The organism is Streptomyces sp. NPDC005574, from assembly GCF_040605435.1.
GTDB lineage: Bacteria > Actinomycetota > Actinomycetes > Streptomycetales > Streptomycetaceae > Streptomyces.
Window position 1 is genome coordinate 63760 of the sequence record NZ_JBEXCW010000017.1, and the last position, 17699, is coordinate 81458.

The 17699-nt window shown below is 74.2% G+C and carries 14 protein-coding genes; 6 read left to right on the forward strand and 8 right to left on the reverse strand.

Annotated features, from left to right (window positions below; genetic code table 11):
• Positions 1 to 5: 5 nt before the first annotated feature.
• The gene (locus tag ABZT03_RS14520) at positions 6 to 1652 is read left to right on the forward strand and encodes a DNA alkylation response protein (RefSeq protein ID WP_356038450.1); all 1647 of its coding nucleotides are present in this window, start codon (positions 6 to 8) and stop codon (positions 1650 to 1652) included.
• Positions 1653 to 1787: 135 nt separating this feature from the next.
• Here the strand turns inward: ABZT03_RS14520 and ABZT03_RS14525 are convergent, their stop codons facing one another.
• Positions 1788 to 2369 (reverse strand): hypothetical protein, encoded by a 582-nt coding sequence (locus ABZT03_RS14525; protein ID WP_356038453.1) that lies wholly within the window; start codon positions 2367 to 2369, stop codon positions 1788 to 1790.
• Between the two features lie 270 nt (positions 2370 to 2639).
• Between ABZT03_RS14525 and ABZT03_RS14530 the strand changes: the two genes are divergently transcribed.
• Positions 2640 to 3725, forward strand: coding sequence for an exo-alpha-sialidase (locus tag ABZT03_RS14530; RefSeq protein ID WP_356038455.1), 1086 nt, complete (start codon positions 2640 to 2642; stop codon positions 3723 to 3725).
• Between the two features lie 186 nt (positions 3726 to 3911).
• On the opposite strand, the gene ABZT03_RS14535 is transcribed toward ABZT03_RS14530, so the two are convergent.
• A complete protein-coding gene (locus ABZT03_RS14535) occupies positions 3912 to 4325 on the reverse strand; it encodes a signal peptidase I (RefSeq protein WP_356038458.1) in 414 nt (137 codons plus the stop codon).
• An 84-nt stretch (positions 4326 to 4409) separates the two neighbouring features.
• Positions 4410 to 5615 (reverse strand): glycosyltransferase, encoded by a 1206-nt coding sequence (locus tag ABZT03_RS14540; protein WP_356038461.1) that lies wholly within the window; start codon positions 5613 to 5615, stop codon positions 4410 to 4412.
• A gap of 534 nt (positions 5616 to 6149) precedes the next feature.
• Here ABZT03_RS14540 and ABZT03_RS14545 point away from each other — a divergent pair.
• A complete protein-coding gene (locus ABZT03_RS14545) occupies positions 6150 to 6734 on the forward strand; it encodes a hypothetical protein (RefSeq protein ID WP_356038464.1) in 585 nt (194 codons plus the stop codon).
• Between the two features lie 164 nt (positions 6735 to 6898).
• Here the strand turns inward: ABZT03_RS14545 and ABZT03_RS14550 are convergent, their stop codons facing one another.
• A complete protein-coding gene (locus tag ABZT03_RS14550) occupies positions 6899 to 7576 on the reverse strand; it encodes a uracil-DNA glycosylase (RefSeq protein ID WP_356038467.1) in 678 nt (225 codons plus the stop codon).
• A gap of 227 nt (positions 7577 to 7803) precedes the next feature.
• On the opposite strand from ABZT03_RS14550, the gene ABZT03_RS14555 reads away from it, so the two are divergent.
• Both ABZT03_RS14555 and ABZT03_RS14560 read left to right on the forward strand, forming a co-directional pair.
• Complete coding sequence (locus ABZT03_RS14555; RefSeq protein WP_356038470.1) at positions 7804 to 8805, forward strand: BadF/BadG/BcrA/BcrD ATPase family protein; 1002 nt, start codon at positions 7804 to 7806, stop codon at positions 8803 to 8805.
• 184 nt (positions 8806 to 8989) lie between these two features.
• Positions 8990 to 9913, forward strand: a complete 924-nt coding sequence (locus ABZT03_RS14560; protein ID WP_356038474.1) for a hypothetical protein — start codon at positions 8990 to 8992, stop codon at positions 9911 to 9913.
• A 147-nt stretch (positions 9914 to 10060) separates the two neighbouring features.
• On the opposite strand, the gene ABZT03_RS14565 is transcribed toward ABZT03_RS14560, so the two are convergent.
• Entirely contained in the window at positions 10061 to 11092 is a 1032-nt protein-coding gene (locus ABZT03_RS14565) for a lactonase family protein (RefSeq protein WP_356038477.1), read from the reverse strand.
• 128 nt (positions 11093 to 11220) lie between these two features.
• Positions 11221 to 12714, reverse strand: coding sequence for an FUSC family protein (locus tag ABZT03_RS14570; RefSeq protein WP_356038480.1), 1494 nt, complete (start codon positions 12712 to 12714; stop codon positions 11221 to 11223).
• Between the two features lie 313 nt (positions 12715 to 13027).
• Between ABZT03_RS14570 and ABZT03_RS14575 the strand changes: the two genes are divergently transcribed.
• Positions 13028 to 13504, forward strand: a complete 477-nt coding sequence (locus ABZT03_RS14575) for an Lrp/AsnC family transcriptional regulator (protein WP_356038484.1) — start codon at positions 13028 to 13030, stop codon at positions 13502 to 13504.
• A 57-nt stretch (positions 13505 to 13561) separates the two neighbouring features.
• Here the strand turns inward: ABZT03_RS14575 and ABZT03_RS14580 are convergent, their stop codons facing one another.
• Together ABZT03_RS14580 and ABZT03_RS14585 are read right to left on the reverse strand one after the other, a co-directional pair.
• Complete coding sequence (locus ABZT03_RS14580) at positions 13562 to 14977, reverse strand: FAD-binding oxidoreductase (protein WP_356038487.1); 1416 nt, start codon at positions 14975 to 14977, stop codon at positions 13562 to 13564.
• 100 nt (positions 14978 to 15077) lie between these two features.
• Positions 15078 to 17687 (reverse strand): AAA family ATPase, encoded by a 2610-nt coding sequence (locus tag ABZT03_RS14585; protein WP_356038490.1) that lies wholly within the window; start codon positions 17685 to 17687, stop codon positions 15078 to 15080.
• Positions 17688 to 17699 lie beyond the last annotated feature (12 nt).

The window sequence follows — 17699 nt, forward strand, 5'->3', positions numbered from 1 at the left end:
GGTCCATGGCCCCGACACCCACGCACGAGCACTCCGCCACGCACGACGTCACCAACCAGCCCCCTCCCCCGGTGCCCTACGACGCCTCCGAGGACACCGCCCTGCTCGAAGGGCTGCGGCGGGAGGGCGCCGGCTGGGCCGAGGAGGACGTCCGGCGGCTCGGGCTGACGGCCGGCAGCGCCGAGGCGCAGGAGTGGGGTGAGCAGGCCAACCGGCACGAGCCGGAACTGCGCACGCACGACCGGTACGGCAACCGGATCGACGAGGTCGAGTTCCATCCGAGCTGGCACCACCTGCTGCGGGTCGCGGTCGCCGAGGGCCTCGCGGGCGCGCCGTGGGCGGACGACCGGCCCGGCGCCCACGTCGCCCGTACCGCCGGCGGACTGGTGTGGGGCCACACCGAGGCCGGACACGGCTGTCCGACGTCGATGACGTACGCGGCCGTGCCCGCACTGCGCAGGCAGCCGGACCTGGCGAAGATCTACGAACCCCTGCTGACCGGCCGCGAGTACGAGCCCGGACTCCGGGTGCCGGCCGAGAAGCCCGGCCTGCTGGCGGGCATGGGGATGACCGAGAAGCAGGGCGGCTCCGACGTCCGTACGAACACCACCGTGGCGACGCCCACGGCCGAGCCCGGCGTCCACACCCTGCGCGGGCACAAGTGGTTCACCTCGGCTCCCATGTGCGACGTGTTCCTCGTGCTGGCCCAGGCGCCGGACGGTCTGTCCTGCTTCCTGGTGCCCCGCGTCCTGCCCGACGGCACCCGCAACACGTTCCGCATCCAGCGGCTCAAGGACAAGCTCGGCAACCGGTCGAACGCCTCCTCCGAGCCCGAGTTCGACAACACGGTCGCCTGGCTGGTCGGTCCCGCGGGGCAGGGCGTCAAGACGATCATCGAGATGGTCAACTGCACGCGTCTGGACTGCGTGATGATGTCGGCCACCCTGATGCGCAAGACGCTCGTGGAGGCGGGGCACCATGTGCGCCACCGCAGCGCGTTCGGCGCCCGGCTGGTCGACCAGCCGCTCATGCGCAACGTACTGGCCGACCTGGCACTGGAGTCGGAGGCCGCGACCACGCTCACGCTACGGCTGGCCGGAGCCGCCGACCGGGCGGTGCGCGGGGACGCCGGGGAGGCCGCGTTCCGCCGGATCGCCACCGCCGTCGGGAAGTACTGGGTCACCAAGCGGGGGCCGGCCTTCACGGCGGAGGCCCTCGAATGCCTGGGCGGCAACGGCTATGTCGAGGAGTCGGGCATGCCCCGCCACTACCGCGAGGCCCCGCTGCTGTCGATCTGGGAGGGCTCCGGAAACGTCAACGCCCTCGACGTCCTGCGGGCGTTGCGCCGGGCACCGGGCGCCGCGGACGCCCTGTTCGGTGAACTCGCCCTGGCGCAGGGGGCGGACGCCCGGCTCGACGGGGCCGTGACCCGACTCGGAAGCATGCTGTCCGAGACGACCGAGGCCGGTGCCCGCCGGCTGGTGGAACTGATGGCCCTGACCCTCCAGGCCTCGCTCCTGGTCCGTCACGCACCCGCCCCGGTCGCCGACGCCTTCTGCGCGAGCCGCCTCGGCGGCGACTGGGGTCACGCCTTCGGCACCCTCCCCGACACGGCCGACCTGACGCGGATCCTGGAACGGGCGCTGCCGTAGCGGCGGGGGCGGTCGGCTGCGAGACGCGGCTTGGTCCGCCTCGCGGCGCGAGTCCTCCGCGCCGGGGGCGCACGCCCCCGGCGGGGCAGGCCCCTCGCGCCGGGCGGTCCGGCGTCGCCGCCGCGTCGATGCCGGTCAGCCGGTCGTGCGCCCCCACATCGGGCCGAAGCGGGACCACTCCGCGTCCCACTGGTCCATACGGCGGCGTTCCATGCGGCCACGCAGCATGCGGCCGCCGACGAAGGGCACGGCCGCGGCGCTCACCCCCACCAGGCCGCCGATCAGCGAGGCCCGCAGCCGGGCCTGGGAGACGGTGGCGGGCCGGGTCACCAGGCGGCCCTGCCGGTCCGTCCACACGGTGACCGGAGCGCCCGGGACGCTGCCGGGCCGTACACGGACCTGCCCGGTGTGGGAGGTGTTCCCGACCGTCCAGGCGACCTTGGCCCACACCCGGTCACCGCTGGCCGAACCCGCGTGCGCGGACGCCGTTCCGGGGGCCCGCTCGGTGAGACGGGCGACGACGGGACGCCACTCCACGCGTTCCCGGGCCAGCCCGTCCTCGACCGACCGGGTCGCCGCGAGACCGGCCAGGACTCCGGCCAGGAGGGTGAGCAGCCAGGCGCCGAGTACGACCCAGGCCTCCACCGCGTCCGCGCGGCGCCTGAGCGGATTGCGCCGCCAGCGCCACAGCCACATCTTCGGACCACGGAACGCCATCGAAGGCATCCTCCTCACGAGCGCGCGAACCTGCCGGACCGCCTTCCCATACGGGGGACGCCTCCGGGATGCTCACGGCGGCTCCCGTGACTCCACCGTCCCATGAGTCCCACGCTCCCGCACGCGCCCCGGCCCGAGGGGGTGCCGGCGCCGGGCGGTGGGTCGCCACCACCGTTCCCACCTGCGACGAAGCGTTTTTCGGGCGTACTGTCAGTGGCGGGGTGCAGACTGGCCGGTGTCTGAGACAAAGATGTCGCGGAGGTGATCGGCATGACCGAAGTACTGCTCGCCGTGGGCACGCGCAAGGGCCTGTTCATCGGGCGCCGGCGCGGTGGCGCCTGGGCGTTCGACGAGAGCCCCTACTTCAACGCGCAGGCCGTGTACTCCGTCGCCATCGACACCCGCGGCGACAGCCCGCGGCTGCTGGCCGGAGGCGACAGCGCCCACTGGGGGCCCTCCGTGTTCCACTCCGACGACCTGGGCCGGACCTGGACCGAACCGGCCAGCCCCGCCGTCAAGTTCCCGCCGGACACCGAGGCCTCGCTGGAGCGGGTGTGGCAGTTGCACCCGTCGGCGGCCGAGCCCGACGTGGTGTACGCGGGCACGGAACCCGCCGCGCTGTACCGCTCGGAGGACCGGGGGGAGAGCTTCGAGCTGGTCCGCCCGCTGTGGGAGCACCCCACGCGATCGAAGTGGGTTCCGGGCGGAGGCGGCGAGGGCCTGCACACCGTGCTCACCGACGCACGCGATCCGCGCGCGGTCACCGTCGCCGTGTCGACGGCGGGGGTGTTCCGCACGACGGACGGCGGGGAGAGCTGGACGCCCGCCAACTCCGGTGTGTCGGCGTTGTTCCTGCCGGACCCCGACCCGGAGTTCGGCCAGTGCGTGCACAAGGTCGCCCGGGACGCGGCGACGCCCGACCGGCTCTACCTGCAGAACCACTGGGGCGTCTACCGCAGCGACGACGCGGGCGGGCACTGGACGGACATCGGGGAGGGCCTCCCCTCCACGTTCGGTTTCGCGGCGGCGACCCACCCGCGCCGCGGCGACACGGCGTACGTGTTCCCGATCAACGCCGACGCGGACCGGGTGCCCGCCGGCCGGCGGTGCCGCGTCTACCGCACGGCGGACGCCGGCAAGAGCTGGGAGCCGCTCACGGCCGGGCTGCCGCAGGAGGACCACTACGGCACGGTGCTGCGCGACGCCCTGTGCACGGACGACGCCGACCCGGCGGGCGTGTACTTCGGCAACCGCAACGGCGAGGTGTTCGCCTCCGCGGACGACGGCGACAGCTGGCAGCAGCTGGCCTCGCACCTGCCGGACGTGCTGTGCGTGCGGGCGTCGGTGATCGGCTGAGGCGGCCCGGTCGAGGCCCGGCCTCGGCCACCGGCCCCTCCCCTTCGGTGTCCGGCCACGTGATCCGCTCGGTCCTCGAGGCGGATACGGCGGCAGGATGAGGCTGTGGCACCGGGTCCCGGCTCGACGTCGTCGAACCGGGCCGGGCCGCCGACTGCCCGGCCGCGGGGGCGGCGTCGCCGGGGTTCAGTGACGGGCAGGGCCGTGCTCGGCGTCAGGACCCGTCCGCTCTTCCTCCTGCGGTACGGCGTATCCGGGCACGGAGGGCCATCGCACGGTCAGCACCACGGACTCCTCCTCGGCGACCCAGGAGTGGTCCACTCCCCGCTTCCAGACGACGTAGTCGCCCTGTTCCTCCAGCAGTACGCTGCGACCGGGGAACTCCATACGGAAGCGACCGTTGATGAGAACCAGGAGCGCTGTCCGCACTTCGCCCTTCACCCACTGAGCTCGCCGTTCACCCCGCGGGTGGACGCCCCACTTGACCTCCACGGCCTCGCTGTGGCGCGGGCCACCGTGCTCCTTGAAGTGCCCGAGCAGCCACCCCTGGTCCAGCGCCGCGTCCTTGCCCGCATTGCCCACGTACACGCCGTCGTCCATGCGCCGGAACGCTAGCAGTCGGCCACTGTCCCGATCACCACGCGATCAACGCCCGGGAAGCGGGTTTCGCGGGCGGGCGGACCCTCACCGGAGGGCGTCGCACAGCAGGCGCGCCGCCACCGCCGCTCCGTCGGTGCGGATCCTGCTGCCCAGAGCCCGCGCCCGCGCCCGGGTCCCGGGTGCCAGGGCCGTCTTGAACGCGAGCTCCAGCAGCTCGCCGGTCGCGGTCGGACCGTCGAGTGCCACACCGATGTCCAGGTCCGCCACCCGCCCCGCCCAGTACGGGTTGTCGGACAGCTGAAGAGGGACCACCACCTGCGGCACGCCCGCCCGGGCGGCCGTCACCGTCGTGCCCGCGCCGCCGTGGTGCACGACGGCGGCCATCCGGCCGAACAGACGCTGGTGGTTGACCTCGCCGACGGCGAAGCAGTCGTCCCGGCCGTCGACCAGGTCGAGGTCCGCCCAGCCACGGGAGACGAGGACACGGTGCCCCTGGGCGAGGATCACCTCGACGGCCCGGTCGGCGATGTCCTCCGACGGGCGCATGCTGCCGAAGCCCACGTAGACCGGTGGCGCGCCCGCGTCCAGGAACGCCTCCAGGTCGGCGGGGAGCGGCCGTTCGTCCGGCAGGCCCCAGGCACCCGTCTGCGTCACGTCGAGGCCGGGGGTCTCCCGCCACGGTCCCAGGACCGGGTCCGCCGCCAGCCACGGCCGGTCGGTGAGGACGTGGTCGCGGACGTTGTCCACCGGTGGCAGACGGAGCGACGCCCGGTGGCTGTTGAGGGTTTCACCGAACTGCGCGTCCACGTGCTGGGCGTCGGCCTCCCACAGTGTCCGGTTGTCGTTCGCCTCCGGCGCGGGCCAGCCCGGCCGCGGGGGCGGCGCGTGGTGCGGCGACGGCAGATGGACCGCCGCATAGCTGGCGTACACGTAGCGGATGCCGGCGGCCTCGGCCACGGACCGTGCGGCGATCTGCGCCAGGCCGGCGGCGACCAGCCCGTCACATCCGGCGGCCGCCGCAGGGAAGGCGTCGAACTGGGTGCCGACCATCTCGGTCCGGTAGCGGGCCAGATCGGCCGCCGAGGGAAGAGTCGTCCCGCGCATCAACGCCCGAACCGGGGGCCCCACCGGCACCAGTTCCACCCCGAGGCCGGCGAGCCGCTCCGCGAACTCGTCGTCGGGCGGGGCGCACATCCGCACCCGCACGCCGAGCTCCCGCAGCCGTACCGCGAGTGCCACCAGCGGCTCGACGTCGCCACGCGTTCCGTATGTGGACAACAGCACCCGCATTCCGCGTCCTCTTTCGTTCTGTCGCGCCAGACGTCCGCGTCGGTGGCCGCCCAGGCGTCGAGCGGTCCTCGTCGACGGCGATACGGCAGCCGTAGCGGGTGTGCGGCAGCAGTATACGTCGCATGATCAGAACGCGGCAGTGGTCCTCGAACACCGAACTGCCGGAGACCGCCTACGCCTTGCCGAGCCAGGTTGGGGAGCAAGTGAGCGACGTCGGAAGCGAGTTGAGGGAAGTCGGACGCGGCCCCTCGTGGACGGTTTCGTGATCGACGCCCTCTCGCGTGAGCCGTCCCCGGTGGTTACGGTGAGCGCCAGCGTGCCTTCCTGGCCGATGGTGCAGCGTCGGCCTTGGGCTGCCCGTACGCGACGAGGCGTGCAAGGTTCCCGATCGTCACACAACCTGAGAGCCACTCCATGCATAGTTCGTCCGCGCCCGTTCCGGATGTCTCGATCGTCTTGCCCTGCGCCGGGTTCGGAACGCGCTTCAGGGCGCCCTACCCGAAGGAGCTGCACTGTCTGGCTCCCGGAGTCACCGTGCTGGACCGCAGCCTGGAGGCCGTCGTCGAACTGGCGAAGAGCGGACTCTCCGTGCGCCTGGTCGTCGTGTTCGGGGCACACAAGCTGGAGACGGTGAGTTATCTCGCGCGCTACGCCGACCTCTTCCAGATGGTCTTCGTCTACCAGGACGAGTCGTTCGAGCCGGGTCTCGACGGCGCGATCCGGTCCGCCCTGCCGATGACGCAGGGACCGGTCGCCCTCGTCCTGCCTGACATCGTTATCAGCGGTCCGGGCAGTGCCGGCAGCCTTCTCGGCGCGCTTCAGCACCTGGGAGTGGCGGGTTGGAGCGTGGTGGCCGCGGAAGAGCGGGATGCCGACACGCTGCGGCAGATGGGCGCGCTCGCGGTGGTCGAGAGGGACGGCGTCGCAACGGTCGGGGCCGCCACCGACAAGCCGGCGGATCCGTCGGGTTACAACGCGTTCTGGGGCATGGTGGCGGTCACCGCGGAGGAGGCGCACCGGTTACCCGACGTGGTGAGCAAGGGGGTGGACAGCCCACTGGCCGGTGCGGTCGCCCTGATGGTGGAGGGCATCGTCAACTACAACACCGTGGCGGGCTGACTCCCCGGGCATCACCGCTCGTGCGCGGGTGGCGCCTCGCACGCTCGCCGAGGTCGGGCCGTCCGGTCCGGCGCAGTTCGGGGACAGGCGCGCCTGACAGACAATCACGAGCGCCATGTCTCACGGTTGTTCGCGTCGTGTCCCAGGGCAGTTCGCGCCGTTCCCTACGGCAGTTGCCAGTCCACCGGCGCGGCCCCCAGGCCGAGCAGCAGCTCGTTGGTCCTGCTGAACGGACGCGAGCCGAAGAAGCCCCGGTCCGCCGACATCGGAGACGGGTGCGCCGACTCGATCGCCGGCAGATCCCCCAGCAAGGGCCGCAGGTTGCGCGCGTCACGGCCCCACAGGACCGACACCAGCGGCTTGCCGCGCGCGGCGAGCGCCCGGATCGCCTGGTCGGTGACCTCTTCCCAGCCCTGCCCGCGGTGTGCGCCGGGCTTGCGCGGAGCCGTCGTCAGCGCCCTGTTGAGCAGCAGCACGCCCTGCTGTGTCCACGGTGTCAGGTCACCGTTCGACGGCCTGGGCAGGCCGAGGTCGGAATGCATCTCGCGGAAGATGTTCTCCAGGCTGCCCGGCAGCGACCGCACCTCGGGCGACACCGCGAAGCTCAGCCCGATGGCCATACCCGGTGTGGGGTAGGGGTCCTGACCGACGATCAGGACGCGGACGTCGTCGAAGGGCTGCTGGAAGGCTCTCAGGACGTTCGCCCCGGACGGCAGATAGGTCCGGCCCGCCGCCACCTCGGCCCGGAGGAAGTCCCCCATGGCGGCGATGCGGTCGGCCACCGGTTCGAGGGCCTTCGCCCAGCCCGCGTCAACAAGTTCGTTCAAGGGTCGTGGTGCCACGGCGCGTCACTCTACTGGCACACACAGGCGTCCCGCATACCCGGCGAAGCCTCCCCCAGGGCCGCCCCGCAAACGCTACTCTTCCTCCGCGTCACGGTCGTCGAGCGGATCACACGGCCGGACACCGAAAGGGAGGGGAGCGTGTTCCGTCCAGTGCCCGAGCCACTCCGCCACGGTCAGCACCCTCCCTCCATCAGGCCTTCGGTCCGCGGCGACCGGCGTCTGCCGTGACCGGCAACCCGGTCGCACCGGGGGCGGACGCGCCCGGATTCCTGGCCGTCGACTCGGGAGGCTCCGGTCTGCGGGTGGCCGTCGGGACGGCGGAGCACGGCGAGCTGGGCCGGCGGCAGACCCGGGAGCCGGTGCGCACCGGGCCGAAGGGTCTCGACCCGGAGCACCTGATGGCACAACTGGTCCCGTTGGTGCGGGCGTTGAGTGCGGAGACGGGGACGGTACGGCTGGACACGGCTGTCGTCGGGGCCGCGGGGACGGCCACCCTGGGCGATGCGCTGCGGGCCGAGCTGCCGGCCGCCCTCCGGCGGGAGCTGGGGGTCGGCACGGTCGCCCTGGCCGCCGACGCCGTCACCGCGTACACCGGCGCGCTCGGGTTCCGGCCCGGTGCCGTCGTCGCCGCCGGCACCGGACTGATCGCGGTCGGCACGGACCTGGCCCGCTGGCGTCGCGCCGACGGCTGGGGGCATCTGCTGGGTGACTGCGGTGGCGGCGCGTGGATCGGGCGGGCCGGGCTGGAGGCGGCGCTGCGCGCCTGGGACGGACGGGCCGGCGGTTCGCGGGGGCTGCTGGCGTCCGCCGAGGAGATGTTCGGCCCGATGCCGGAACTGCCCGGCAAGCTGTATCCGCGCCCGGACCGGCCCGCCGTTCTGGCCTCCTTCGCGCCCCGGGTGGCCGCAGGCGCCGCCGAGGACCCAGTCGCCGCGGGCATCCTGCGGGACGCGGCCCGGCACATCGCCGAAGCGGTGGCCGCCGTGTGCCCCACCGCGGGCGAGCCCCTGGTCGCGCTGACCGGCGGCCTGTCCGCACTGGGCGACCCGCTCCTGCTGCCGCTGGCGAGGGAGCTCGCGCAACGGCTCCCGCACGCGCGGCGGGTGCCCGCCGAGGGCGATCCGCTGTACGGAGCGGTCCGCATCGCGGCCCAGTTGGCGACGGGTGCTCTCACCCTCCCGGGTGACGAGAAGCTGCTGCGGGTGGTGATCACAAAGGAGGACTGAGCACGCCATACGGCACCTGTCCGACAAGGTGGCCCACATCGCGCGCCCACCGGCGTCCTCCCCGGGGAGAACGCGCTGATCACGCGCGATCCGTCCGTAACTCATCAGACAAAACCGGACGGATACCGCTCACCTGCACCCTCCCCGAACAGGGGAACCCCGGAAACCAGTAACATGCGACGCCATGAGCTCCCCCACTGGGCCCGCGTCCGGCCTGCCAGTACGAATGCCGCGACCCCGCCAGCCCGGGCGGCACCGCCGACCTGAGCCCCTGGCGGCTCCCGAGGGCGCGCCCGCGCTCGTCCTCGCGGTGCCGGGCACGCCCGGTCCCGCCACGCGCAGTCTCGCCGAGGAGGTCGTGAGCATCGCCCGCTCCGAGCTGCCCGGCCTCGACGCGCGGATCGGGTACCTCGACGGGGACGACTCCGAATTCCCCACGCTCCAGGTCGTGCTCACGCGGGCCGCCGAGGAGCGCACCGCCCGCTACACGCAGGCCAAGGCCGCCGGCCTGGACGTCCGTGAGCCGGACGGCCCGGTCGCCGTGGTCGTGCCGCTGCTCGCCGGCCCCGACGGGTCGCTGCTGCGCCGCATCCGTCAGGCGGTGATGGACAGCCGCATCGCCGCCGACCTCACCGACGTGCTGGGCCCGCACCCGCTGCTCGCCGAGGCGCTGCACGTGCGGCTGTCGGAGGCCGGCCTCGCCCGCGCCGACCGCGCCCGCCTGTTCACCGTGGCGACCGCGGCGGACGGCATCGTCCTGGCCTCCGTGGGCGGCGAGGAGGCCGTGCAGGCGGCCGGTATCACCGGCATGCTGCTGGCCGCGCGTCTGGCCGTGCCGGTGATGGCGGCGGCGCTCGACGAGGAGGGCTCGATCGCCTCCGTCGCCGAGCAGCTGCGGTCCTCGGGTTCGCAGCAGCTGGCGCTCGCGCCGTATCTGATAGGGCCCGAGATCGACCCGGGCCTGGTCGCGGAGGCCGCCAAGGAGGCGGGCTGCTCGGCCGCCGACCCGCTCGGCCCCTACCCGGCGATCGGCAAGCTGGCGCTGGCCAAGTACACGACCGCGCTGGGCATCGCCCCGCAGCAGACCCAGGGCACGCCGGTGCGCTGACCCGCAGGACATCCCGTACACGGCGAAGGGCCCGCTCCAGGCAGAGGAGCGGGCCCTTCGGCGTGCGGGACGGAGGCAGCCGTACGCCGTGGCGGGCGGCGGTCGCGGCCCGGCCGCGCCGACGGCGCGTGGCGTCCGGGCGGGGTGTCAGCCGAGCACCACGCACGACGCGGCGGGGACGGCGAGGGAGCCCCGGTACCGCGGCAGCCCGGTGTCCGGGTCGACGGCGAACCAGGTGACGTCGCCGGAGCGCTCGTTCGCGACGTAGAGGAACCCGTCCGACGCGGCGATGGCCCGGGGCCAGTGTCCGCCGCAGGGCGTGGTGGCGAGCAGCCTCAGGCCGTCCCCCTCGACCGCGAAGGTGGACAGGACGTCCTCGCCGCGGGTGGCGGTCCACACGAAGCGGCCGTCGGCCGACACGACCACCCCGGACGGGTAGGCGTCGCCGGCCGGGGCGCCGGGCAGCACCGGGATCTCCGCCAGCGGCTTCAGCACACCCAGGGAGGCCTCCCAGCGGCAGACGGTGACGGTCGGGGCGAGTTCGTTGAGGACGTAGGCGTGCGAGCCGGCGGGGTGGAAGGCCAGGTGGCGCGGCCCGGAGGCGGGGCGCAGGGCGGTCTCGTGGTGGACGCGGAGGCGGCCGTCGGCGAGGCCGCACACCCGCACCGAGTCGGTGCCGAGGTCGACGCTGACGGCCCACCGGCCGCTCGGGTCGGGCTGGACCTGATGGGCGTGCGGCCCCTGCTGGCGGGGGGTGTACGGGCCCGATCCGGTGTGGGTGAGGACTCCGGAGGCGGTGGCCGCGAGTGAGCCGTCGACGCGGACGGGTACGGCGGTGACGCTGCCGGAACCGTAGTTGGCGGTCAGGACGTGCCCGGCGAACAGGCTGAGATGGGTGGGGCCGTGGCCGCCGACCGGGACCGGCGGGCCCGCCGGTTCGGGGGTGTCCCGGGTGACGCGGTACGCGGCCACCGCGCCCTCGTCCGTCTCACTGACGGCGTAGAGCGTCCCGCCGTCGGCCGACAGGGTCAGGTAGGAGGGGTCGCGGAGGCCGTTCATGCTGCTCAGCGGGGTGAGCCCACCGGTGTCCGCGGCCACGGCCGCTGTCACGATCCCCGGGCCGCCGGCCGCCGTGAACGATCCGATGAAGGCGCGCCGCCGTCGTCCGCCGTCTGTCACCGTCGTCCCCTTCGCGTCAGTGCTGTCCGGGGCGACGGTAGCAGTCGATCATTTGCGGTCTAGACCAAAGGACTGAAGTGTGCCGATTCGAGATCACCGGCCCAGGACCGCGACCGTGGCGGGGCCGGCTACGCACCGACCCGTGGTGAGGCCGCCGGCGTCCGCAGGGGCGCGGCCAGGTCCGCGAGGGCCCGCTCCACGCCGTGCAGATGGGTCAGGGCGGTGTCCGTCGCGGGCGGCCGGAGCGCGGCGGCGGGTACGTCCGCCGCGCCGCCGGTGAGGGCCTCCACCGCCGACTCCACCCGCCAGCACGCGGCGGCCAGGCGGGCGTCGTGGGAGGCCTCGGGGTCGGCCGCCACGGACACCAGGCCGCGGATCTCGCGGGCGCAGTCGTCGAGCAGGGCGAGGACCTGCCGGGCCCGGCGCTTGCGGCCGACCATCGGGTTCAGCGGGTGCACCAGCGGCGCCACCGACAGCCGTACCCGGCCCAGGAGCTGTTCCAGTTCGACCACGCGCCGCGCCGGGTCGGCGCCGCGGGAGCCGGAGAGCCGCGCGGCGGCCTCGGCGGTGCACGCGTGGACGCAGCGCAGGGCCCGCTGTATCCAGGCGTCGGTGGTGGCGTGCGTCGTGACCGGCAGGACCAGGAAGACGGCGAGTGCGGCGCCGATCGCGCCCACGCCGGTCTCCGCCAGCCGCAGCGCCAGCAGGGCGGGGTTGAGGACGCCGAGGAGGCCGTAGAGGAGCTCGGCGAGGAGCGTCACGCTGAGCATCATCCAGGTGTACGACACGGCGGCCGAGTAGAAGATGCCGAAGACGCAGACGGCGAGGAGCACGGCGGTGGGCAGCGGGGCGCCGTGCAGCGGGACGGCGACGAGCAGACCGAGGCCGATGCCGATCACCGTGCCGAGGACCCGGCGGAAACCGCGGACCAGGGTCTCGCCGCGCGAGCTGGTGTTGACGAAGATCCACCAGGTGGCTCCGACGGCCCAGTACCAGCGCTGGCCGGAGACCAGTTGCCCCACGACGAGGGCGAAGCCCGCGCCGGCGGTCGCCTGGACCGCCTGGCGGGTCGTGACCCGGGCGAGGCCGGTGCCGGCGGAGGGGGCGGCCAGGGCGGCGGGGGGCAGGCGGCGCTCGTAGCACCACAGGCCGAACCGCACCGCGGCGGCCGTCAGCACGGACAGCGCGACGGCGGCGAACAGTTCGGGCAGCCGCTCGGTGGTGGCGTGCAGGAACTGGGCCACGAAGAAGGTCATGAACGCGAACACGCCGAGGCTGTGCCCGCGGGGGCCCCAGCGCCGCGCGTACACGCCCGCGCCCGTCACGGCGAGGAAGGCCAGATCCCGCGCGAGGGGGTGGTCGTGCAGGGTGGCGGCGGCGGTCAGCACGGGCAGTCCCACGGCGGGCAGCAGCGCGGTGGTGACCGCCTGGGCCCGGACCGTGGTGTCCGCGACGGTGAACAGGGCGAGCAGCGCGGCGAGCCCGCCGGTGACGGCCCCGGCGAGGGAGTGCCCGGCGAGGCCGCACGCGACCACCGCGCCGCCGATGCCGAGGACGGCCCGCGCGGCGAAGCGCAGGCGCACCCGTCCCGGGTCCGGAGCCACGAACACCCTCTTCAGCACTGCTCGCTCCCCCTCGGGCACCGGTCCGGGAACCGGCGTTGTTCGGCCGCACGCACCCGCGGGTCTGGGCGCGCACCGGCATGGAAAAGGCGCCGCGGAGTCCGCAGCGCCATCGACACCCCCATGAGAGCACCCCTCCCTCCCCTGGCTCAACCGGCACCGAAAAGGGTGGGCCAATGGCACAGTCCCGGCGCTTCGGGCATGGGCGGGGGCGGACCAACGGACCACGTCACGGTGTCCGTCCGGGGAGCACCCCGCTGGGCCATTGGTACAGTCGGAGGTGATCACCGACGTACGAGGAGGCCGTCGCGCCATGGCCGTGGACGAGCTCGACACCCGCATCCTGCGGCTGCTCCTGGAGCAGCCACGCACGAGCGTGCGCGAGTACGCCCGGGTGCTCGGCGTCGCGCGCGGCACGCTTCAGGCCCGGCTGGACCGCCTAGAGCGGGACGGCGTGATCACCGGCACGGGCCCGTCCCTCTCCCCCGCCGCGCTCGGTCATCCGGTGCTGGCGTTCGTGCACATCGAGGTCACCCAGGGCCATCTCGACGACGTGGGCGACGAGCTGGCCGCCGTACCGGAGATCGTCGAGGCGTTCTCGATCACCGGCGGCGGCGACCTGCTGACGCGGGTGGTGGCGCGCGACAACGCCCACCTGGAGGACGTGATCCAGAAACTGATCAGCCTCCCCGGTGTGGTGCGTACCCGCACCGAGGTGGCGCTGCGCGAACGCGTCCCGCACCGGCTGCTGCCGCTGGTGGAGTCCATCGGCCGTACCGGCCGGAAGTGAACCCGGGCGGCGGATGTCCGCCCGGGCCGGGTGGCGGCGGGGTGTCGGCCCGCCGGTTCAGGGGCGGGTCTCGAAGTGGGGCTTCGGGGCCGGGCGGATGTTCTGGTTGAGCCGGAAGACGTTGTCCGGGTCGCGGTCGGCCTTGACGCGGGCCAGCCGGTCGTAGTTGTGGCGGTAGCTGGCCCGGACGCGTTCCTGCCCCTCGTCCATCATCATGTTCACGTAGGCACCGCCCGCCGAGTAGGGGTGCAGGGCCTCGAAGTAGTCGACGGTCCACCGGGTGACGCGTTCGGCGCCCGCCGGATCGGAGTCGACGCCGGCGTACACCGACGCCCAGCGTGCGTCGCGGTAGGCCCAGGGGGTCTCCTCGGGGCCCACGTCGTGGGCGGCGCCGTCGATCGGGTACATGTGCATCGTGGACTGCATGGTGGGCGCCTCCGCGCCGTACTTGGCGTGCAGTTCCAGGGCCTCGTCGGGGACGTCGTTCACGAAGTCGGCCCGCCAGTACCACTGGTGACCGGGCGGATAGAGCCCGTCGAACATGGCCTGCATGTCGGGGTGCGGCATCGGTCCGGCCGCGTGCAGCATCGGCGCGGGCAGGGCGTCGAGCAGCGGGGCCATCGCGCGGGCCGCCGCCTCGGTGTCGTCGCCGACGTAGCACCACACCACACCGGCCGTCTTGCGCAGCCGGATCTCCTCGGGGAACGGCGGGGCCGGCGGGACGGTGCCGTGCAGGAAGAAGCCGCTGAGCTCGCGGGGCGCGTTCGGGAGGAAGTCGCGGTAGGCGCCGAGGACGTCGGCGCTGACCTCGATGGGCCAGAACGTGGGCCCGGCGATGACGGTGCTCACCTCGTGCAGCCGGAACAGGAACGACGTGACGACGCCGAAGTTGCCGCCGCCGCCCCGGATCGCCCAGAACAGGTCGGTGTTCTCGTCGGCGCTCGCCCGCACCCGCTGCCCGTCCGCCAGGACGAGGTCCGCCTCCAGCAGGTTGTCGATGGTCAGGCCGCACTTGCGGGTCAGGTGGCCGACCCCGCCGCCGGTGGCGATGCCGCCGACGCCGGTGGTGGAGATGATGCCGCTGGGGGTGGCCAGGCCGTGCCGGTTGGTGGCACGGTCCACCTCGCCCCACACGCAGCCGCCGCCGACCCGTACCGTGCGGGCCGCCGGGTCGACCTGGATGTCCTTCAGCAGGGACAGGTCGGCGACCACGCCTCCTTCGACCGTGCCGAGGCCGGCGCCGTGGTGGCCGCCGCCCCGGACCGCGAGCCGCAGCCCGTGGGTGCGGGCGAAGCCGATCACGTCGGCGATTGCGGCCGCGTCGGCGCAGCGCGCGATGAGCGCGGGACGCCGGTCGATCATGGCGTTGTAGACGGCGCGGGCGTCGTCGTAGGCCGCGTCGTCGGGGCCGATGAGCTCCCCGGTGAAGCCGGTCAGTTCCCGGCGGGCTGCCTGGGCAGGTGTACTGGACATGCGGTGTCCCCGTTTCGTTTCGGGTCGATTCGCACGTTCTAGCCCGATTACGGCGGTGTGGGCATCCGTGCCCGTCACCCAGCTCGGCCGGCCGGCATACCTAGCTTTCGTGGCCGTCCAGCAGCCCGAGCTCCGCCGCGCGGACGGAGACCTGGCGCCGGGTGGGCGCGTCCAGCTTCTCCAGCACCGCGCGGACGTGGTTGTCCACCGTGCGGACCGAGACGACGAGCCGGCCGGCGATCTCCGCGTTGGTCAGGCCGTCGGCGAGCAGCCGCAGGACCTGCACCTGGCGTTCGGTGAGACCGGCGGGGTTCTCGCGGGTCGCCGCGAGGGGGCCGCGCGGGACGTGGCGTACGCCGTGGCGCCGCAGGTCGGCCCGGATCAGCCGGGCCTGCGGTTCGGCGCCCAGGGCGTCGAGCGCCGCGAGCGCGGTGAGCCGGTCGGCGGGGTCGGGGCTCTGCGCGAGCGCGACGGCGTGCTCGTAGGGGCAGCCCGCCGCCTGCCAGAGCGCCGCCGCCCGCCGCCATTCCCCGCGTGCCTGGCAGGCGTACGGGTGGTCGGAGCCGTCCGTCTCGGCCGGCCGGCCCGCCCTGGTGAGCCAGTAGGCGAGCTCGGCGCGGTAGGGCACGCCCGGCAGGGAGCGGGCCTGGACGTAGACGGGTTCGGCGGCCGCGCGGACACCGGCCGGGTCGCCGCGCAACCAGGCCGCCTCCGCGCGTGCCGCGGCCACCGGTCCGGTCCGCTGGAGTTCACCGGTCCGTACGGCGGTCTCCCACGCCTCGGTGAGCAGCTCGTCGGCGCCGGGCGCCCCGCCGCGGCGGACGCGGACGCGGGCGAGCACGGTCAGGGCGGGGCAGCGGGCGGGCACGAAGGCGTGCATGCCGTACTCGGCGTGCCGTTCGGCGTGCTCCCAGTCGCCGGCCGCGAAGCGCCGCATGGCCAGCTCGACGTGCAGGTAGGTGAGGAACCCGAGGTGTTCGGCGCGGTCGGCCAGGTCCATCGCCGGGGGCAGGAAGCGGTCGGCCTCGGCGTACTGGAGGTGGTCGAGCAGGGTCCAGATGAGGTTGGCGTAGGCGCGGCATGCGTGTTCGACCTCGCCGGCGGCGAGGGCCACGTCGAGGCTCTCCTCCAGCTGGTCGCGCCCTCGGGGGTCGCCGCCGCGCCAGCGGGCGGTGCCGACGTTGTTCAGGGCGTGCGACAGGATCGCGGGGTCACCCGCCTTCTGCGCCAGGGCGATGGCGCGCTCGCCGTGCGCGACGGCCTCCGCGTAGCGGTCGGACAGCATCCGCAGCTGGGCGGTGTTGCTGACGGCGAGCGCCAGCAGCCGGTCGTCACCCGCGTGCTCCAGGACGGTCACGGCCTCCCGGGCGGCTTCCTGTGCCGGGGCGGCGTCCCCGGCCCACCAGTGGATGCGGGACAGCCAGCGCAGGTCGGCGCCGAGCGCGCGGATGTCGCCGAGTGTGCGGCGCAGGGCGACCGCGTCCCGCTGGGCGGCGACGGCGGCGGCCGAGTCGGCGATGGTGTAGCTCTCCACGGCGTAGCGTTCGAGCAGGTCGGCGAGTTCGGCCGGGGTGTAGCGGTGCCGCGCGCGCAGGACGAGCCGCAGCTGGGCGGCGGCCTCACGGTGGGCTCCGGCCCCGGCGGCGTCCCGGGCGGCGTCGGGTCCGTAGCGGGCGACGGCGTCCTCGTCGCCGGCCTGTGCCGCGTGGTGGACGAGGCGGGCGGCGTCGGACCCGGGACGGGCGACGAGCGCCGCGAGGACGGTGCGGTTGAGTTCGATCCGGCGTGCGGCGGGCAGCGAGTCGGCGACGGCCCGCCGGATCAGGTCGTGCCGGAACGCCACCCGCTCCGGCGCCACCGCCAGCAGACCGCGCTGCTCGGCCGCGGTCAGCCCGGCCACCCCGTCCGCGAGCAGGGCGTCGATGAGGGGCCGCTCCACGGCGGACGGTACGACGGCCAGCTGCTCCAGGGCGGCCACGGTCGCGCTGTCCAGGCCGCGGAGCCGGGCGAGTACGGCGTCCACGACGGTCGGGGGCACGACCCCGGTGCCGCCCGCGGCCAGCACCTCCGCGACGAAGAAGGGGTTGCCCGAGGTCACCTGGTGCACCTCGGCGGGGTCGAGGTCGAGCCGCCCGGCCGCGCTCAGCGTGCGGACGGCGTCCAGGGAGAGTGGGGCCAGTGGGAGCCGGTGGACGCGCTGGGCGCGGGAGACCTGGCCGAGGAGGTGACGCAGGGGGTGTCCGCTGCTCACCTCGTCGTCGCGGTAGGTCAGCACGAGCAGCGCGGGCAGCCGCTCGATGCGCCGTACCAGAAAGCGCAGGGCGTCCAGCGACGCCTCGTCGGCCCAGTGCGCATCCTCTACGACCAGTACGGCGGGATGGGGGGTGCGGGCCAGTTCCTCGTGGAGGGCCGCGTAGACGCGGTTGCGGTCGCCGCCCTCCGTGACGGCACGCGCCAGCTCGGTGCCGACGCTGCCGACGAGGTCGCGGAACGGTCCCAGGGGCCGCCGGGTGGCGAGGTCGTCGCACTCGCCGACGAGCATCCGTGCCTGCCCGGGCAGCCGCTCCGGCATGGCTTTGACCAGGCTCGACTTGCCGATCCCCGCCTCCCCGAAGACGAGCGCGACCGACCCGGCCCCCTCCGCTGCTTCCTGTGCGGCGGCAGCCAGTCGCACCAGCTCGGACTCGCGCTCGAGGATGGGCAGGTCCACGAGGCCGATTCT